Origin of the sequence: Streptomyces sp. NBC_00286 (genome assembly GCF_036173125.1) — a bacterium.
Lineage (GTDB): Bacteria > Actinomycetota > Actinomycetes > Streptomycetales > Streptomycetaceae > Streptomyces.
On record NZ_CP108054.1, the window covers coordinates 2,000,448 to 2,017,845 of the forward strand.

Below are 17,398 nucleotides of genomic sequence, written 5' to 3' on the forward strand. Positions count from 1 at the left end.
GCCCAGTAAGGGGCGCGGGGCTGTGACATATACGGCTCCGCCGCGATGGGGGTCCCCCCGCGCGAGCTCGATTCGAGCGTGGGGGAGCGACCAGCCACAGCCGACCCGCGGTCGCCCCACTGCCCTTCCCACGGAGCGCCCGCGCAGGGCCCTGTCGGTGGGACTCGCGGTGGCAACAGCCGTGACCACCGCACTGACCATCTGGCTGTGCTTCCAGCTGCTCGAGCGGCACGAGGCGGACCAGCGGCGCCAGGCCGTCCTCGCGGCGGCCCGCCAGTCGGCACTGAACTTCACCTCGCTCGACTACCGGCACTACGACCGGGACAGCGGGAACGTGCTGAAGGGCGCCACGGGCGACTTCAAGGAGCAGTTCGCCGCGCAGACCGAGGAGTTGACCGCGCTGGTCGCCGAGAACAAGTCGGTGTCCGAGGGCCGGGTCCTCGATGCGGGCATCGTCCGCTCCGACGAGCGCTCGGCCCGGGTCCTGGTCGTCGCCGACAGCAAGGTGACCAACACCGCCGTACCCGACGGGGAGGCGCGCACGTACCGGCTGCAACTCGACCTCGTCCTGAAGGACGGCCGCTGGCTGACGTCCGACGTGGAGTTCGTCGGCTGACCCGGCTCCGTCCCGCCGAACAACCAGTGCCGTACGACCAGTTCCGGCGCCGTACGACCAGCCCAGTGCCGTACGCCCAGTAAGGAGCAAGACCGTGGCGAACCCGACCTCCCGAACGCGCGGCGCCGGCTCGCCCGCCCGCCGCACCCTGACGGCGGCGGCCCGCGCGGCGGCCAAGCGCACCGCGTCCAAGCGCGCGGAAGGCGTCACCGGCGATCCCGCGGCCCCGTCCCGGAAGGAAGCCGCCGCCAAGAAGACACCACGGCGCCCGGAGGGACAGGAGTCCGGGCCCACCCTGGTCATCGAGGTCCCGGACGGCTGGGACGACCCACCGGAGCCGTCACTGGACTCCTTCGGTGAGGACGAGCCGGAGGGCAAGGACAAGGAGGACGGGAACGGGGACGGGGACGGGGACGGGAGCGAGACCAGCTCAGATGGTGGTGCTGGCCCTGGTCCCGGTGCGCGGCGATCCCGCGGGCGACTGCTCACCGCGATCCTGACCGTCCTCCTCATCGCGGGTCTGGTCGCGGTCGCCGTACTCGGATGGCAGTACCGCGAGGGGCAGCGGGCCGAGCAGGCACGTGAACAAGCACTCACGGCCGCGCGGAAGGCGGCGCCCGTCGTGCTGTCGTACGACTACCGCCACCTGGACCGTGACTTCACCGCGGCGCGCGCCCATCTCACCGGGAACTTCCGCGACGAGTACGGGAAGACCACGAAGACGGTGGTCGGGCCGACGGCGAGGAAGTACGAGGGCGTGGTGAAGGCCACCGTCGTCGAACCCGCCGCCGGCGGCACTCCCGCCGCCTCGGTCGTATCGGCCTCACCGGACAAGGCGGTGGTGCTGCTCTTCGTCAACCAGGTGACGAAGAGCACCCAGGTCTCGGGGCCGCGGGTGGATCTGAACCGGGTGCGGATGACACTGGACCGCACCTCCGAGGGCTGGAAGGTGAGCGCGGTCGATGCCCTCTGAGCCACTCACTGACCATTGAGCCCACTCACTGACCGTGCCCTCCGCGCAGATCGCGCGGGGGGCGTTTCTCTGCTACGGCTCTTGACAGGGATCCTCAGCCCCAGGCAGCCTTTTCATTAAGCAGAAATATATTTCCGCAATACGGAATTACTCGGAAGGGAAGGCGCCGACCCCGATGGGATATGCGGAGCAGCGCTTCAACGTCAACCTGTCCATCCTCTTCACGGAACTCCCGCTCGTGGAGCGCCCCGCGGCAGCCGCCGCGGCTGGCTTCACCGCGGTCGAGCTGTGGTGGCCGTGGGTCGACTCCCCCACCCCCGAGCGGTCCGAACTCGACTCCCTGAGGAAGGCGATCGCGGAGGCGGGCGTCCAGTTGACGGGGCTGAATTTCTACGCCGGGCAACTGCCGGGCCCGGACCGTGGCGCGCTGTCGATTCCGGGCGAGGAGTCGGAGAAGTTCCGCGCGAACGTCGATGTGGCGGCGGACTTCGCCCGGTCCCTCGGCTGCAAGGCCCTCAACGCGCTGTACGGCAACCGCGTCGAGGACGTGGACCCGGCCGAGCAGGACGCCCTCGCTCTGCAGAACCTCTCCCTCGCGGCCCACGCCGCCGACCGCATCGGCGCGATCCTGCTGATCGAGGCGTTGAACCGACGCGAGTCGCCGCTGTATCCGCTGGTGTCGGCGCCAGCCGCAGTCGGGATCGTCGACAAGGTGAACGAGGCGACGGGGCTGGGCAACGCACGCTTCCTCATGGACCTCTACCACCTGTCCATGAACGGCGAAGACCTGCCGTCCCTGATCGAGCGGTACGCCGCACGGACCGGCCACGTCCAGATCGCCGACAACCCGGGCCGCGGAGCCCCCGGCACCGGCACGCTGCCGCTGGAGGACCTGCTGGACCAGCTGGGCAAGGCGGGTTACGAGGGCTGGGTCGGCCTGGAGTACAAGCCGGGCGACCGCCCCAGCGCCGAGGCCTTCGAGTGGCTGCCGCAGGAGGCCCGCGCCGTCCGCTGAACGCCAACCCACAGACGTAGCACAGCAGTTGGAGAGGCACGAGAGGCCCCCTTATGACCAGCAAACTTCCCAAAGTCGCCTGGATCGGCCTCGGCATCATGGGCTCCCCCATGTCCGAGAACCTGATCAAGGCGGGTTATGGCGTCACCGGCTACACCCTGGAGCAGGACAAGCTCGACCGCCTGGCCGCCGCCGGAGGCGCCGCGGCCGGCTCCATCGCCGAAGCCGTACGGGACGCCGACGTCGTGATCACGATGGTGCCCGCGTCGCCGCAGGTCGAGGCCATCGCGTACGGCCCGGACGGCATCCTGGAGAACGCGCGGTCCGGCGCCCTCCTGATCGACATGTCCTCCATCACCCCGCAGACCTCGGTCGACCTGGCCAAGTCCGCGGCGGCGAAGGGCATCCGCGTCCTCGACGCACCAGTCTCCGGCGGCGAGGCGGGCGCCATCGAGGCCGTACTGTCCATCATGGTCGGCGGCGAGCAGACCGACTTCGACGAGGCAAAGCCCCTCTTCGAGGCACTAGGCAAGACGATCGTCCTCTGCGGCCCGCACGGCTCCGGCCAGACGGTAAAGGCCGCGAACCAACTGATCGTCGCCGTCAACATCCAAGCGTGCGCCGAGGCCGTGGTCTTCCTGGAGAAGTCGGGCGTCGACCTGAAGGCAGCCCTCGACGTCCTGAACGGCGGCCTCGCCGGCTCAACCGTACTGACCCGCAAGAAGAACAACTTCCTGAACCGCGACTTCAACCCGGGCTTCCGTATCGACCTGCACCACAAGGACATGGGCATCGTCACGGACGCCGCCCGCAACGTCGGCGCCGCGCTGCCGGTCGGCGCCGTCGTCGCCCAACTCGTCGCCTCCCTACGCACCCAGGGCGACGGCGGCCTGGACCACTCGGCGCTGCTGCGCGCGGTCGAGCGCCTCTCCGGCGCACAGGTCTGACGCCCCGGTATCTCAGAAGGGCAGGCCGCGCAGGTCCACGCTGATGGTGGGATGAGGCAGGCCGGCCAGGTCGTAGATCATGGTGGTCAGTGGCGAGGTCCGCGGGCCGCCGGGCTGCTGGACGGTGACGGGCACGGAGAGCCGGCTCCATCCCAGCTGCGTGTAGAGCGGGATCAACTCCGGGCGGCAGAGCAGAATCATCGTCTCGGCGCCGGCCGCTCGTGCGTGCTCGACCACCACGCTGATCACCGTACGGGCGATGCCCTGGCCTCGATGGGCAGGGTGCACCAGCACAGCGCCCAGCCCCGCGGCGCGGCGCGGCAATCCGTCGAAGGCCATGTCCCGCAGCAGCCAACCCGCGGAGCCCACCGGTCGGCCTCCGGAGACAGCGGTGAGGGTGTGCTGCTTGTCGGCCCACACCAGACCGAGCCCCTTCACCCCGGATGGGTCGGACTCGCCATCACAGAGTGCGGCTCTGTCCTCCGGCGAACCGGGGCCCGGTGCATGCATCAACTGAAGGTCCGCGCCACCGTCGTCCACCACACGCTCCGCAGCGGCCACGGCAGCGGGGTCGAACCGGTAGCGCAGACAGTGCCGGCCGCTGGACTGGACCGTCCCGTCCGCCTGGGCGCCCAGGCGGCGCAGTACCGCGATCGAGGCCGTGTTGCCGGGCAGGACGAACGCGAAAACGGCGGGGAGCGAGAGGCGGCGAAATGCCAGCTCCAGGCACGCGCGGCCGGCCTCGCCGGCGATCCCACGGCCTTGCGCCCGTGAGTGCAGGGCGAAACCGAGGTCGACCCCGTACTTGGCCCGGTTGCGCAGTCCAACCCGGCCGAGAAACGCTTGCGTTGCGGCGTCCCTGACCGCGAAGTCGCCGTAGCCGTGTCTGGTCCAGTGGGCGACGTGGCCGTCGCACATGGCCTCGGCCGCGGATCGACTGTCCGCCCGGCCGGTCGCCAGCCATCGCATGACGCTGTCCTGACTGACCACAGCCTCAAAGAGATCGTCGCCGTCCCCGCGTCGGATCGGCTCCATCACAAGCCTCTGGGTGCGCAGAACGGGTCCACTTAACCGGGCCACTCAGCAACTCCTCTCGATCACCAAGGTTCACGGCGCCGGTACGGCACCGATCTGCTGCATCACCCCGAGGAGATCGGGCTGGCCCCGTTCGCCGACGATCCGGCCGTCGGCCAGGTAGTAGAAGTTCATGGCCTGCACCGAGATCTTGTTGCCGCTCGCCGGGATCCCGAAGAATTCACCGTCGTGGGTTCCCCGCATGGTGAACCGCGCGGCCACGGTGTCGCGTTCGGTGACCGTCTCCTCCAGCATCCACTGGACGTCGGGGAAGGCGCTGCGCATCATCCCGATGACCTCCAAGTACCCATCGGGCCCCCGCAGTGGTTCCGGGTGGCTTGGCGCGTGGAACACCGCGTCCGGAGAAATGACCTCGCGGGCAAGATCCTCGTTGCCCGTGTTGATGAACTCGACGAAGCGGTTCATCACTGACTCGGTGGACTGCGATGGCATCTTGCTGTGCCTCTCCAGAGACGTTTGCGCGGGTACCTGCGAGCGTAACATCGAATCGATGTTCACATCGATTCGATGTTCGCGTGCGAAGATGGACTCATGCTGGAACTCGCGATACTCGGCTTCCTGGCCGAGACCCCCCTGCCTGGACACGAGCTGCGCCGCCGCGTCTCACAGCTGACCGGCTATACGCGGCCGGTCAGTGACGGCAGCCTGTATCCGGCGATCAACCGTCTGACCAGGGCGGGCTTGATCGAGCGGCGCGCCGACCCGGCCGCCGGGGCGGCCCGGTACATGCTCAGCCTGACCGAGCCCGGACGGGCCGACATGCTTCAGCGCCTGCGCAAGCCCGCCGACCACGAGATCACCGACTTCACCCGGTTCTACGTCGTCCTGGCCTTCCTCTCCCACCTGCCCGACGTGGCCGAACAGCAGGCGGTGCTGCGCAGACGGCTGGAGTTCCTGGAAGAACCGGCGAGCTTCTTCTACGACAACGAGCGGCCCCTGCGAGCCGAGGAGATCGCCGACCCCTACCGGCGGGGCATGCTGCTCACCGCCCGCGCCACCAGCCGCGCCGAACGGACCTGGCTGCGCGAGACCCTCGGGGAGGAACCGCCCGTATTCGACACCGGATGCACCGACAGCGATCCACATGCACCCGCCGCTCCCGCGAACTGACCGCCCACGGAGGAACCTCGATGCTTGCTTCCTGGTACAACGACCAGGGACCGGCCGCCGATGTCCTGCACGTCGGCGAACTCCCTGATCCCATCCCCGGCCCCGGCGAGGTCCGCGTCCGCGTCACCGTCTCGGGCGTCAACCCCGGCGACACCAAGAAACGGCGCGGCTGGCTCGGCTCGTCCATGCCCTTCCCGCGGGTGATCCCGCACAGCGACGGCGCCGGAGTCATCGACGCCGTGGGCGCCCAAGTCGACGCCCACCGCGTCGGACAACGAGTCTGGGTGTACGGCGCCCAGTCCTACCGCCCCTTCGGCACCGCCGCCCAGTACACCGCCGTCCCTGCGGATCTGGCCGTCCCGCTGCCCGACCACCTCAGTGACGAGCTGGGGGCGAGCCTCGGCATCCCCGGCATCACCGCCCACCGCACCGTCTTCGCCGACGGCCCGGTCGACGGCCAACTGGTCCTGGTCCACGGAGTCCTCGGCGGCGTCGGCTCCCTGGCCGCCCAGCTCGCCCACTGGGCCGGCGCCACCGTGATCGCCACCGTCCGCCGCACCGCGGACCTCGACCACGTCGACCCGGCCGTCGCCCACGCCATCGCCCTGGACACCGACGAGCCCGCCGCTGCCATCCGCGCGTACGCGCCGCGGGGGGTCGACCGGATCGTCGAGGTCGCGCTGTCCGACAACGCCGACCTCGACAACGCCGTCGCCGCCAACAACGCCGTCATCGCCGCCTATGCCAGCCGCACGGACCGCACTGAGATCCCCTTCTGGCCCCTGCTGTTCAACAACGTCACCCTGCGGCTGCTCGGCAGCGACGACTTCCCCGCCGAGGCCAAGCGCCAGGCCGCCCGCGACCTCACCTCCGCCGCCGCCGTCGGCGCCCTAACCGTCGCCGTCGGCGACCGTCACCCGCTGGACGACATCGCCAAGGCCCACGACCACGTCGACGCCGGCGGTGGCCACGGCCGCATCCTGCTCACCCTCCCCCAATAGCGCAGACTCGGAACACTGCCCTGCTCAACTGCCTAGCCCTACGGGTCGGCCCGTCGCGCTGCCAAGTAATCGGACCGAAAGCCTCAAATGAAGCTCTGAATACTGCCCCGGGGGCTTCAACTCACCCCACCAGCGGGCACATCCTCAGCACATGAGGCCCGCCGGCACGGGGGCGGCGGGCCTCATGCAGGGCATGCAGGTCATACCGGGCATGCAGGGGCTCAAGTCTTGAGCGTCCTGATCGACGTTGGCGCATGCCACGCCTCCGTAGCGACCTCCTCGAACTCCACCACCGCGCTGATGTCGTTCGTCGTGGACATCGCGATGTTGGTGACGCGTTCCAGGATCGCCTCGACCACGACCGGGACGCGGTGCTCGGCGGCCAGCTTCAGGGCATGTTCGAAGGCGGCGGCCAGTTCGCGGGGGTCCGTGACGCGGAGTGCTTTGCAGCCGAGGCCCTCGGCGACCTTGATGTGGTCTACGCCGTAGGCGCCCAGCTCTGGGGAGTTGAGGTTCTCGAACTCGAGGTTGACCTGGAAGTCGATGTCGAACGCGCGCTGTGCCTGGCGGATCAGGCCGAGGTAGGCGTTGTTCACCAGGACGTGCACGTACGGGATGCGGTGCTGGGCGCCGACCGCCAGCTCCTCGATCATGAACTGGAAGTCGTAGTCGCCGGAGAGGGCCACCACGGACGCCTCCGGGTCGGCCTTCGCCACGCCCAGGGCGGCCGGGACGGTCCAGCCGAGCGGGCCCGCCTGACCGCAGTTGATCCAATGGCGCGGTCGGCGGACGTGCAGCATCTGGGCGCCGGCGATCTGCGACAGGCCGATCGTGGACACGTACCGGGTGTCGGGTCCGAAGACCTTGTTCATCTCCTCGTACACGCGTTGCGGCTTGATCGGGATGTCGTCGAAGTGCGTACGCCGTTGGAGCCGGGCCTTCCTCTCCTGCGCCGATCGGGTCCACGCGGACCGGTCCGGCAGGGCGTCCGCCGCCTTCAACTCCCGTGCCGCCTCCACGAAGAGCTCAAGCGCCGCCTTCGCATCGGACGCGATCCCGAAGTCCGGCGCGAAGATCCGCCCGAGCTGCGTCGGCTCGATGTCGACGTGCACGAACGTCCGGCCGGCCGTGTAGACGTCCAGCCTGCCGGTGTGGCGGTTGGCCCAGCGATTGCCGATACCGAGGACGAAGTCGGATTCCAGGAAGGTCGCGTTGCCGTAGCGGTGCGAGGTCTGGAGGCCGACCATGCCGACGTTCAGCTCGTGGTCGTCGGGGAGGGCGCCCCAGCCCATGAGCGTGGGGATGACAGGGGTACCCGTCAACTCCGCGAATTCCAGGAGGAGTTCGCAGGCGTCGGCGTTGATGACTCCGCCTCCCGCGACGATCAGCGGGCGCTCTGCGGCGTTCAGCATTCCTAGCGCCTTCTCGACCTGCGGGCGGCTCGCGGATGGTTTGTAGACCGGCAGCGGCTCGTACGTCTCGGGGTCGAACTCGATCTCGGTGAGCTGGACGTCGACGGGCAGGTCGATGAGGACGGGCCCGGGGCGGCCCGAGCGCATGAGGTGGAAGGCCTGCTGGACGACGCCCGGCACCTGCGCCGCCTCCAGCACGGTGACCGCCATCTTCGTGACCGGCTTGGCGATCGAGGCGATGTCGACGGCCTGGAAGTCCTCCTTGTGGATCACGGCAGTTGGCGCCTGGCCGGTGATGCAGAGGATGGGGATCGAGTCACCGGTCGCGGAGTACAGGCCGGTGATCATGTCGGTGCCGGCAGGACCGGACGTACCGATGCAGACGCCGATGTTGCCGGGACGGGTGCGGGTGAAGCCCTCGGCCATGTGCGAGGCGCCCTCGACATGGCGGGCGAGGGTGTGGTCGATGCCGCCGGAGGCCTTGAGGGCGGCGTAGAAGGGGTTGATCGCCGCGCCCGGGACACCGAACGCGTCGGTGACGCCCTCCAGTTTGAGGATCTCAACTGCCGCGCGGGCAGCGGTCATTCGCGCCATGGAGTACTCCTGCTTCGGCCGTCGGTCCGGGCTCCCGTCTCGCCCCGGAGAGAGCTTCGATGTTCACCGGGATCTTCACTGAATTCCGTGATACGGAAAATAATTTCTACTATCTGGAAGCAATGTAGGCGGGGCCTCAGGGGGCGTCAAGACACGGCACCCATCCGGCAGGAACCACTCCGCCGTCCCCGACGGACCGAGTGCCCGTTGCTCCAACTGCCTGCCGTGGACCGACCGGTTGGAGGACGATGGAGGTCTGTCCGTGGGGTGTTTGTGGACGCGACGTTTTCTGGAGTGGGCCATGGCCGAGAGCGTGCCGGTGCGGTGTCCGGCCTGTCGGCGCGAGCATGTCTATGCGGCGCCGTCGTACCCCTGTGTGTGCGGTGCACCCGTCACGCCCGAGCTCGACCGGGACGCGGTCCCGGAGTCCCTTACGCATCACACCTGGGACGACGACTGGATCACGGTCCAGTGCGCTGCCTGCGGCCGGCAGGACCAGTGGCCGCGGCCCGAACTGGGGTGTCCCTGCGGGACGGTGCTGCGGGTGCCGTTGACTGAGGAGCGCGGCTCGGGGGTGGGTGTGGGTGCAGGTACGAGTACGGATACGGGCGGTGAGCCGGAAGCCACAGACCCCGGAGCTGACGTCGACGAAGGCACCGCCGACGGCACCGGCGAGGGAACTGGCCAGCCGTCGGCCGCTCCACCCGGCTCCCGCCGCCCCCGCATCCCTCTCCCCCGCGCGGCGCCTTCCCCCAGGCCGCCCTTCAACCCGGTGACGATACGTACGGCCCGGGACGCCGTGACCGCCGCCGCTCTGTACCTCCGGTGGCTCGGTTACCAGGACATCCGGCGGGCTGACCAGCGTCCGCCCTCCGGGATCGGGTTGGCCGCGCGCGGCGTTCTCGCGCAGGTCGATCCGACCTTGCGGCCGGCCTCGCTGCGTGACGTGGAGTGTCTGTGGCTTACGGCGATGACGGAGTCGACGGGGTGCGTCTACTTTTCCCTGGCCGGGTACGCGGAGGACGCTCGCTCCGTCGCCGACTCCCTCGGCGTCCCGCTCTTCGTGCTGGACCTGACGGGGACGCCGCAGCCGGTGAACAGCTTGGCTGACGAGCTGGTCGAGGCGGGGGCTTGAGCTCGTTTCTTTTCCCCACCCCGCCCCTTCCCGCTGCATCAGATATGCGGCTACCGCCGCGTGGCGGGGCGCTGCCCCTGAGCCCCGCTCGGGCTCCGCCCCAGACCCCGTTCGGCCTGAACGGCCTCGGCGGCCCCGAATTAACCAACAGCATCCCGGAGTTGGGCCCGGTGCGGGGCGCTGCGTTGTGAACGGTCAGGTCTGGGCGGCGTACGACACGAAGTCGGTCCACGCGGTGGGGCATAGGGCGAGTTGTGGGCCCTGCTTGTCCTTGGAGTCCCGGATGTGGACCGAGTTGGGGCAGGCGGCGACCTCAACGCAGTCGTCGCCGGAGGCGCTGCTGTAGCTGCTCTTGAACCAGGCCAGGTCGGACGTGTTCATAGGTCTCCTCGCATCCGCTGCAACAGGCTCACGGAGTCCTGGATGGTGAGAGCCTGTGAACGCATCCTGGCATACCGCCTCTGGAGCACGCTGACCACTTTCGAGTCGGAGATCAACTGGCCGCTCTCCTGCCCCTCGTTGTAGCCGAACCACTTGTTCTCAGGGGTTTCGAGCAGGCGGATCGGCCCGTGCAGTCCAGAGTGTGACTGCTGCACCAGCGGCATGATCTGGATCTCGACGTTCCGCAGCTCGGCGATCTCCAGCACGTGGTCGATGAGCTCCCGCGTGACCGCGTCGCCGCCCGTGCGCCGCAGCAACAGGTGCTCCTCGAGGATGAAACCGAAGGCGGTGTTCGGGCGCCCCTTCAGCAGCAGCTGTCGCTCCGCCCGAGCAGCCCACCGCTCCTCGATCTGGGCGTCGTCCATGGGCGGCAGCTGGTCAGCGCACAACGCCCGCACGTACGCCTCGGTCTGCAACAGCCCCGGGATCATGCGGCACTCGTACGTGTACAACGTGATCGCCGTCGCCTCCAGCCGAGCCCACTGCCGGAACCACGCCGCCAACCCCGGCTGTCGCGCCAGATGCCGTACCGACTTCCGCAGCGCCCCCGTGTTCCCCGTAGCCTCCTCCGACCGTTCCACCAACATCGGGTCCGGCATCCGGCGCCCCAACTCCACAGACGCCACCGTGTGCTTGGAGAATCGCACCAACTCGGCGAACTCCTGCCTGCTCAGCCCCGCATGCTCACGCAGGGCCTGGAGTACGGCACCGAACGTGCGCAGGCTGTCCGAGGACTCCGGTTCGCCGCGGAAGGTGGCCGGGACTCCGGCCGTCGCCTCCGCCGGCGTACCGTCCGCGTCCGCTCCGCCGACATCCGTACCGACCGTGTCTTCGGCCACCCTTGGCCACCTCCCGCGCACCCGCCCCGCCGCACACACCCAACCCGCCCATCGTTACGGGACGTTATGAGTACTGTCCAGTCCGTAACCGCGTACGCTCGCGCAGCGTACGCGGGTCAGGCCTGGTGAAGTGGCCTTCCCGGCCGCCACATTGGGCGCATGACACCACCGGCCACCCGCCAACACCCCGTCACCGTACGTGTGTTCACCCAGCGCTTCAGTGCCACCCCGCTCGGCGCCCGGCTCGCCCGGCACCTCGCTCTGAACCAGCTTCACGACTGGGGCATCCCGCACGGCACCCGCGCATCCGACACCGCCGCCGCGATCATCGCCGAGCTGGCTGCCAACGCGGTGACCCACGGCCGCGTACCGGGCCGCGACTTCGAACTGTGCCTCTCCCTCATCCCCGGCAGCCTCCGCATCGAGGTGACCGACACCCGCACCGAGGCCCGCCCGCCCGGCCCCGGCGACGTAAAGCCCCCGTCCCCCCTCGCCGACTCCGGCCGCGGCCTCCTCCTCGTCGAGACGCTCGCCGACCGCTGGGAGATCCTGGACCGCGAACCCCCCGGCAAAACCGTACGAGCCGAAATCGACCTGCCCCGCCATGTGCGCAACAGCCTCCGCCTCTCGGACTGATTGGTGGCGGGACCGGGCTCCAAAATCAGCAGATCAACCACCAACCGGCACCTCATACTTGCCCCCATGCCCATAAGGCCCGCCACCCCCGCCGACCTCCCCCTCCTCCAAGACATCGAGCGCGCCGCCGGTGAACTCTTCCGCCCGCTCGGTATGCCGGAGATCGCAGACGACGCGCCGCCCTCGCTCGACGTGCTGGAGCGGTTCCGGCAGGCGGGACACGCCTGGGTCGCCGAGGATGACGCCAGTGGGCGCGTTGTGGCTTATCTGGTCGGAGAGCCGGTGGACGGTGCGTTTCATATCGAGCAGGTCACCGTCCACCCGGACGCGGGGCGGCGGGGCGTGGGCCGGGCCCTTATCGCGTACACCGCCGAGTGCGCGCGTGACGAGGGGCTGACCGCTCTCACGCTGACCACGTTCGCGGACGTCCCCTGGAACGCCCCGTACTACGAACGCCTCGGCTTCCGCGCCCTGACCGGCCCCGAACTCACCCCGGGCCTGCGGAAGATCCGCGCCACCGAAGCCGAACACGGCCTCGATCGCTGGCCGCGGGTCTGCATGCGCCGAACCTCCGACACATAAAGACGCGTAAAGACACGTAGAGACGCAGGTCACATTCGCGCGTGTCACATCTCGTCGCGTCGCCCCGTCGTACAGGTGAAGCCACCACAAACGACGGAGGAGCTCATCGTGGAAGCTCGCTTGGACATCATGGCCCGCCCGAACGCAGCCAAGGCCTTCAAGCACATCGTCGCGGCGGGCAAGGCGCTCGAGAACTCGACGCTGCCGCTCTCGACGCAGGAACTGGTGAAGCTTCGCGCCAGCCAGATCAACGGCTGCGGCTTCTGCACCGACATGCACACCAAGGACGCCGCACACGCCGGGGAGACCTCGCTGCGCCTCAACCTGGTCGCGGCCTGGCGGGAGGCCACCGTGTTCACCGAGGCCGAGCGCGCGGCCCTGGAGCTGGCGGAGCAGGGCACCCGTATCGCGGACGCGGCCGGTGGTGTCACGGACGAGGCCTGGGCGAACGCCGCCAAGTACTACGACGAGGACCAACTCGCCGACCTGGTATGCGTCATCGCCATCATCAACGCCTTCAACCGCGGGAACGTGATGATCCAGACACCCGCCGGCGACTACCAGCCGGGCATGTTCGGATAACGCGGATCACACAAGCGGTACGACTACGCCCCGGGCGCCTCTCGCAGAAGCGGGAGCAGGAGCCCGGGGCGCAGTACTCGCTAGTCCGCGAACCGTTCCCGCAGTTCCACCTTCCGCACCTTCCCCGACACCGTCATCGGGAAGGAGTCGAGGATCCGCAGCCGACTGGGCACCTTGTAGTGCGCCAACTGCCCGGCACAGAAGGCCCGTAGCTCCTCCAACGTCAGCGGATCGCCGGGATCGCGCGGAATGACGCAGGCCAGCACCTCCTCGCCGTAGCGCTCATCCGGTACGCCCACCACCTGGACATCCGCGATCTTCGGGTGCGCGTACAGGAACTCCTCGATCTCGCGCGGGTAGATGTTCTCGCCGCCCCGGATGATCATGTCCTTGATCCGGCCGACGATCTGCACGTAACCGTCGTCCAGCATCACGGCCAGGTCCCCGGTGTGCATCCAGCGCCCGGAGTCGACGGCCTCGGCGGTCTTCTCGGGCTCGTTCCAGTAACCGAGCATCACGCTGTAGCCGCGGGTACGCAGTTCGCCGGCGGAGCCGCGCGGCAGCGTCACCCCGGTCGCCGGGTCGACGATCTTGACCTCGATGTGCGGCAGGACGCGGCCGACCGTGCCGGTGCGGTGCTCCAGGTCGTCGTCGCGGCGGGTCTGGAGGGAGACCGGCGAGGTCTCGGTCATGCCGTAGCAGATGGAGACCTCGGCCATGTGCATCTCGGACACGACCCGCTTCATGACCTCCACGGGGCAGGGCGAGCCCGCCATGATCCCGGTACGGAGGGAGGTGAGGTCGTACGTCGCGAAGTCGGGGAGGTTCAGTTCGGCGATGAACATCGTCGGGACGCCGTACAGGGACGTACAGCGCTCTTGCTCCACGGCCTTCAGCGTTGCCGCGGGATCGAAGGACGGGGCCGGGAGGACGACGCACGCGCCGTGGGCCATGGCGGCCAGCACTCCCATGACCATGCCGAAGCAGTGGTACAGCGGCACCGGCACACACACCCGGTCCTGCTCGGTGTAGCCGACGGTCCGGCCCACCCAGTAGCCGTTGTTGAGGATGTTGTGGTGGGAGAGCGTGGCGCCCTTCGGGAAGCCGGTGGTGCCCGAGGTGTATTGGATGTTGACGGGGTCGTCACAGCTCAACTCGGCTTCGATACCAGCCAGTTGCTCGTACGGGATCGACGCCGCGCCCGCCACGAGCGCGTCCCAGCTCTCGTCGCCGATGTACACCGTCTCGCGCAACTGCGGGCATTTTCCGCGCACTTGGCCGACCAGCGCCCGGTAGTCGCTCCCCTTGTGCGCGAGTGAGGCGACCAGGAGGGAGATCCCGGCCTGCTTCAGCACGTACTCCAACTCATGCGCGCGGTAAGCGGGGTTGATGTTCACCATGATCGCGCCGATGCGGGCGGTCGCGTACTGGATGAGCACCCACTCATGGCAGTTGACCGCCCAGATGCCGACCCGGTCGCCCTTCACCACACCCTTGGCGAGCAGCCCACGCGCCACCTCGTCGACCGCCGCGCCGAACTCCTCGTACGTCCAACGCCGTCCGGAGGGCACATCCACGAGCGCGTCCCGCGAGGGATACGTGGCGATGGCCCGGTCGAGACGGGCCCCGATGGTGTCGCCGAGCAGCGGCGTCGTGCTCGTCCCATGCGCGTACGACAGCTCAGTCACCGGAAGTCCTCCTCGCGGTACTCGGCGTCCGACCCCGCCGCCGTCGCCTCGCGCAGCTCGATACGGCGGATCTTGCCCGACACCGTCTTGGGGAGGTCGCCGAACTCCAGGCGGCGGATGCGCTTGTACGGGGCGAGGGTGGTGCGCGCGTGCTCGAAGAGGACCTTCGCCGTGTCGGGGCCCGGCTCCCAGCCTTCCGCGAGCACGACGTATGCCTTCGGGACGGCGAGCCGCAGCTCGTCGGGGGCGGGGACGACGGCCGCCTCGGCGACGGCCTCGTGCTCCAGGAGCGCGCTCTCCAGCTCGAAGGGGCTGATCTTGTAGTCGCTGGCCTTGAAGACGTCGTCGCTGCGGCCGACGTACGTGATGTAGCCGTCGGCGTCGCGCGAACCGATGTCGCCCGTCCGGTAGTAGCCGCCGGCCATCGCCTCCGCCGTACGGTCGGGGTCGCCGTGGTAGCCGGTCATCAGCCCCACGGGCTTGTGGGACAGGTCGAGTGCGATCTCGCCCTCGTCCACGCCTGGCACTCCGGAGACCGGATCGAGCAGTTCGACCTTGAAACCGGGGCTGGGCCGCCCCATGGAGCCGGTCTTCAGCGGCTGCCCGGGGCTGTTGGACACCTGCACGGCCGTCTCGGTCTGCCCGAAACCGTCGCGGATCGTCACGCCCCAGGCCCGCCGGACCTGCTCGATGACCTCGGGGTTCAACGGCTCCCCGGCGGCGACGGCCTCGCGCGGCGGGGTCCGCAGCTGGGTCAGGTCGGCCTGGATGAGCATGCGCCACACGGTGGGCGGGGCGCAGAAGGTCGTCACGCCCGCGCGGTCCATCTCCGCCATCAGGCGGGGCGCGTCGAAGCGCGTGTAGTTGTGGAGGAAGACGGTCGCCTCGGCGTTCCAGGGGGCGAAGAGGTTGGACCAGGCGTGCTTGGCCCAGCCGGGCGAGGAGATGTTCAGGTGGACGTCGCCGGGCTTGAGGCCGATCCAGTACATGGTCGCCAAGTGGCCGATGGGGTACGACACATGGGTGTGCTCGACGAGTTTGGGGCGGGCGGTCGTGCCGGAGGTGAAGTACAGCATCAGCGGGTCGTCGGGGTGGGTGACGCCGTCGGGCTCGAAGTGGGCGGGGGCCGCGTAGGCGTCCTCGTACGATCGCCAGCCGTCCCGCTCGCCGCCGACGGTGATGCGGGTGTAGCGGCCGGGTACGTCGTCGAACTTGGCGGTGTCCTCGGCCCGGACGATCACATGCCGTACGCGCCCGCGCTCGACGCGGTCGCGCAGGTCAGCGGGGCCGAGCAGCGGGGTCGCGGGGATGACGACGGCGCGCAGCTTCATCGCGGCGAGGGCGGTCTCCCACAGTTCGACCTGGTTGCCGAGCATGACGAGGACGCGGTCCTCGGCGCGTACGCCCTGCCGGCGCAGCCAGTTGGCGGTCCGGGCGGAACGCTCGGACATCGCGGCGAAGGACAGCTCGACGCGCTCGCCGTCCTCTTCGACGATGTGCAGGGCCGTGCGGTCGTTGCCGCGCGCGATGACGTCGAACCAGTCGAGTGCCCAGTTGAAGTACTCCGGCCGTGGCCAGCTGAAGCCCTTGTAGGCCGTGGCGTAGTCCTCGCGGTGCTCCAGCAGAAAGTCCCGCGCGCTGCGGAAGCGCTCCGTCGGCGTCGTCATCCGTCTTCCTCCTCGAACCCGGCCACATTGCCGGGCGACTCAATGACATCGTGTAGTCGTGACGTGGATCTCACTACCCCCGAACGGGGGGTGCGCTGCGGCGGAGGGAACGGGCAGATGGTGGCGGATGTGACCGGAGCGGTGGAGATGCGGGGCGCCCTGATACGGCTGCGGCGCGCGACGGGGCTGCCGGTCGCCTTCGGCGGCCTGGTCGAGCCGGATCGCGGGCAGATGCGGATCAGCGAGCTGAACGGCAACAGGACGACGGCGCTCCGCGCGCTCGCGGTGACGTCGGGCAACGGGCTCGGCGGCAAGACCGTCGCCCTGGCCCGGCCCTGCGCCGTCACCGACTACTCCTCCTCGCGGCAGATCAGCCACGAGTACGACGCCGCGGTCGCCGCGGAGGGGCTGCGGTCGGTGCTCGCGGTGCCGGTTGTCGTACGCCGCCGGGTGCGCGGGGTGTTGTACGGGGCGCTGCGTACGGCTCAGCCGCTGGGTGACCGGACGTTGAACGCGGCGGTGGAGGCGGCGCGGGACGTGGAGCAGTCACTGGTCGTACGGGACGAGGCGCAGGGTCTGCTGGCGGCGGCGCGCGAGCCGGAGGCGGGCGCGGCGTGGGAGCAGGTCCGAGAGGCGCACGGGGCGCTGCGGGCGCTGGCTCCGCGGGTCGCGGACCCGGAGCTGCGGGCCGAGCTCCTCGCGGTCTGCGACACCTTGGCGGAGGCACCGGCTCCGGTCGCGGCCGGTGGGGTGCGGCTCACTCCGCGTGAGCTGGACGTCCTGGTCTGTGTGGCCGGCGGTGCGACCAACGCGGTGGCCGCGGAGCGGCTGGGGCTGCGGCCGGAGACGGTGAAGGCGTATCTGCGGTCCGCCATGCGGAAGTTGGGGGCGCATACGCGACTGGAGGCGGTGGTGGCGGCTCGACGGGCGGGGCTGCTGCCCTGACGTGAGGGCTGGCAGTGGGCGGCCATTCAAGATCGGGCGCCCTGAAATCCCGTATACCGAAACCGTGAACCACGTCTGAACTTGTTATTTCCCTCACCGTCCACCCCTCCGAAATTCAGG

Annotated in this window: 18 protein-coding genes; 11 read left to right on the plus strand and 7 right to left on the minus strand. The window is 69.4% G+C overall.

Features of this window, described 5'->3' with window-relative positions; genetic code table 11:
- Window positions 1–181: 181 nt before the first annotated feature.
- The 4 genes from OHT21_RS09065 to OHT21_RS09080 all read left to right on the plus strand — a co-directional run bounded on the left by OHT21_RS09065 (window position 182) and on the right by OHT21_RS09080 (window position 3,551).
- Window positions 182–616 carry a hypothetical protein gene (locus tag OHT21_RS09065; RefSeq protein ID WP_328767745.1) on the plus strand — a complete coding sequence of 145 codons (435 nt, stop codon included), beginning with the start codon at window positions 182–184 and terminating at the stop codon, window positions 614–616.
- Window positions 617–710: 94 nt separating this feature from the next.
- Window positions 711–1,589: a hypothetical protein gene (locus OHT21_RS09070; protein ID WP_328767746.1), complete on the plus strand. Its 879-nt coding sequence runs from the start codon at window positions 711–713 to the stop codon at window positions 1,587–1,589.
- A 175-nt stretch (window positions 1,590–1,764) separates the two neighbouring features.
- On the plus strand, window positions 1,765–2,604 hold the full coding sequence (locus tag OHT21_RS09075; RefSeq protein WP_328767747.1) for a TIM barrel protein: 840 nt from the start codon (window positions 1,765–1,767) through the stop codon (window positions 2,602–2,604).
- A 53-nt stretch (window positions 2,605–2,657) separates the two neighbouring features.
- Entirely contained in the window at window positions 2,658–3,551 is an 894-nt protein-coding gene (locus tag OHT21_RS09080) for a 2-hydroxy-3-oxopropionate reductase (protein ID WP_328767748.1), read from the plus strand.
- Window positions 3,552–3,563: 12 nt separating this feature from the next.
- Here the strand turns inward: OHT21_RS09080 and OHT21_RS09085 are convergent, their stop codons facing one another.
- Window positions 3,564–4,586, minus strand: a complete 1,023-nt coding sequence (locus OHT21_RS09085) for a GNAT family N-acetyltransferase (protein WP_328774012.1) — start codon at window positions 4,584–4,586, stop codon at window positions 3,564–3,566.
- 72 nt (window positions 4,587–4,658) lie between these two features.
- Complete coding sequence (locus tag OHT21_RS09090) at window positions 4,659–5,051, minus strand: ester cyclase (protein WP_328767749.1); 393 nt, start codon at window positions 5,049–5,051, stop codon at window positions 4,659–4,661.
- A gap of 126 nt (window positions 5,052–5,177) precedes the next feature.
- Between OHT21_RS09090 and OHT21_RS09095 the strand changes: the two genes are divergently transcribed.
- Both OHT21_RS09095 and OHT21_RS09100 read left to right on the plus strand, forming a co-directional pair.
- Window positions 5,178–5,756 (plus strand): PadR family transcriptional regulator, encoded by a 579-nt coding sequence (locus OHT21_RS09095; protein WP_328767750.1) that lies wholly within the window; start codon window positions 5,178–5,180, stop codon window positions 5,754–5,756.
- Window positions 5,757–5,776: 20 nt separating this feature from the next.
- The gene (locus OHT21_RS09100; RefSeq protein ID WP_328767751.1) at window positions 5,777–6,757 is read left to right on the plus strand and encodes an NADPH:quinone reductase; all 981 of its coding nucleotides are present in this window, start codon (window positions 5,777–5,779) and stop codon (window positions 6,755–6,757) included.
- Between the two features lie 221 nt (window positions 6,758–6,978).
- On the opposite strand, the gene gcl is transcribed toward OHT21_RS09100, so the two are convergent.
- On the minus strand, window positions 6,979–8,763 hold the full coding sequence (gene gcl / locus OHT21_RS09105) for a glyoxylate carboligase (RefSeq protein ID WP_328767752.1): 1,785 nt from the start codon (window positions 8,761–8,763) through the stop codon (window positions 6,979–6,981).
- Between the two features lie 301 nt (window positions 8,764–9,064).
- Between gcl and OHT21_RS09110 the strand changes: the two genes are divergently transcribed.
- Complete coding sequence (locus OHT21_RS09110) at window positions 9,065–9,898, plus strand: hypothetical protein (RefSeq protein WP_328767753.1); 834 nt, start codon at window positions 9,065–9,067, stop codon at window positions 9,896–9,898.
- Between the two features lie 195 nt (window positions 9,899–10,093).
- Here the strand turns inward: OHT21_RS09110 and OHT21_RS09115 are convergent, their stop codons facing one another.
- Together OHT21_RS09115 and OHT21_RS09120 are read right to left on the minus strand one after the other, a co-directional pair.
- The gene (locus tag OHT21_RS09115) at window positions 10,094–10,279 is read right to left on the minus strand and encodes a DUF397 domain-containing protein (protein ID WP_328767754.1); all 186 of its coding nucleotides are present in this window, start codon (window positions 10,277–10,279) and stop codon (window positions 10,094–10,096) included.
- A complete protein-coding gene (locus OHT21_RS09120) occupies window positions 10,276–11,178 on the minus strand; it encodes a helix-turn-helix domain-containing protein (RefSeq protein WP_443050332.1) in 903 nt (300 codons plus the stop codon). The genes OHT21_RS09115 and OHT21_RS09120 overlap by 4 nt, the downstream gene beginning before the upstream one ends.
- Window positions 11,179–11,337: 159 nt before the next feature.
- On the opposite strand from OHT21_RS09120, the gene OHT21_RS09125 reads away from it, so the two are divergent.
- From OHT21_RS09125 to OHT21_RS09135, 3 genes are all read left to right on the plus strand, one after another.
- Window positions 11,338–11,814: an ATP-binding protein gene (locus tag OHT21_RS09125; RefSeq protein WP_328767755.1), complete on the plus strand. Its 477-nt coding sequence runs from the start codon at window positions 11,338–11,340 to the stop codon at window positions 11,812–11,814.
- A 66-nt stretch (window positions 11,815–11,880) separates the two neighbouring features.
- Entirely contained in the window at window positions 11,881–12,396 is a 516-nt protein-coding gene (locus tag OHT21_RS09130) for a GNAT family N-acetyltransferase (RefSeq protein WP_328767756.1), read from the plus strand.
- A 108-nt stretch (window positions 12,397–12,504) separates the two neighbouring features.
- Entirely contained in the window at window positions 12,505–12,978 is a 474-nt protein-coding gene (locus OHT21_RS09135) for a carboxymuconolactone decarboxylase family protein (RefSeq protein ID WP_328767757.1), read from the plus strand.
- 80 nt (window positions 12,979–13,058) lie between these two features.
- On the opposite strand, the gene OHT21_RS09140 is transcribed toward OHT21_RS09135, so the two are convergent.
- Together OHT21_RS09140 and OHT21_RS09145 are read right to left on the minus strand one after the other, a co-directional pair.
- Window positions 13,059–14,666 (minus strand): AMP-binding protein, encoded by a 1,608-nt coding sequence (locus OHT21_RS09140; RefSeq protein WP_328767758.1) that lies wholly within the window; start codon window positions 14,664–14,666, stop codon window positions 13,059–13,061.
- A complete protein-coding gene (locus OHT21_RS09145) occupies window positions 14,663–16,333 on the minus strand; it encodes an AMP-binding protein (protein ID WP_328767759.1) in 1,671 nt (556 codons plus the stop codon). The genes OHT21_RS09140 and OHT21_RS09145 overlap by 4 nt, the downstream gene beginning before the upstream one ends.
- A 117-nt stretch (window positions 16,334–16,450) precedes the next feature.
- Here OHT21_RS09145 and OHT21_RS09150 point away from each other — a divergent pair, with 117 nt between their 5' ends.
- Complete coding sequence (locus OHT21_RS09150) at window positions 16,451–17,278, plus strand: response regulator transcription factor (protein WP_328774014.1); 828 nt, start codon at window positions 16,451–16,453, stop codon at window positions 17,276–17,278.
- Window positions 17,279–17,398: the final 120 nt, after the last annotated feature.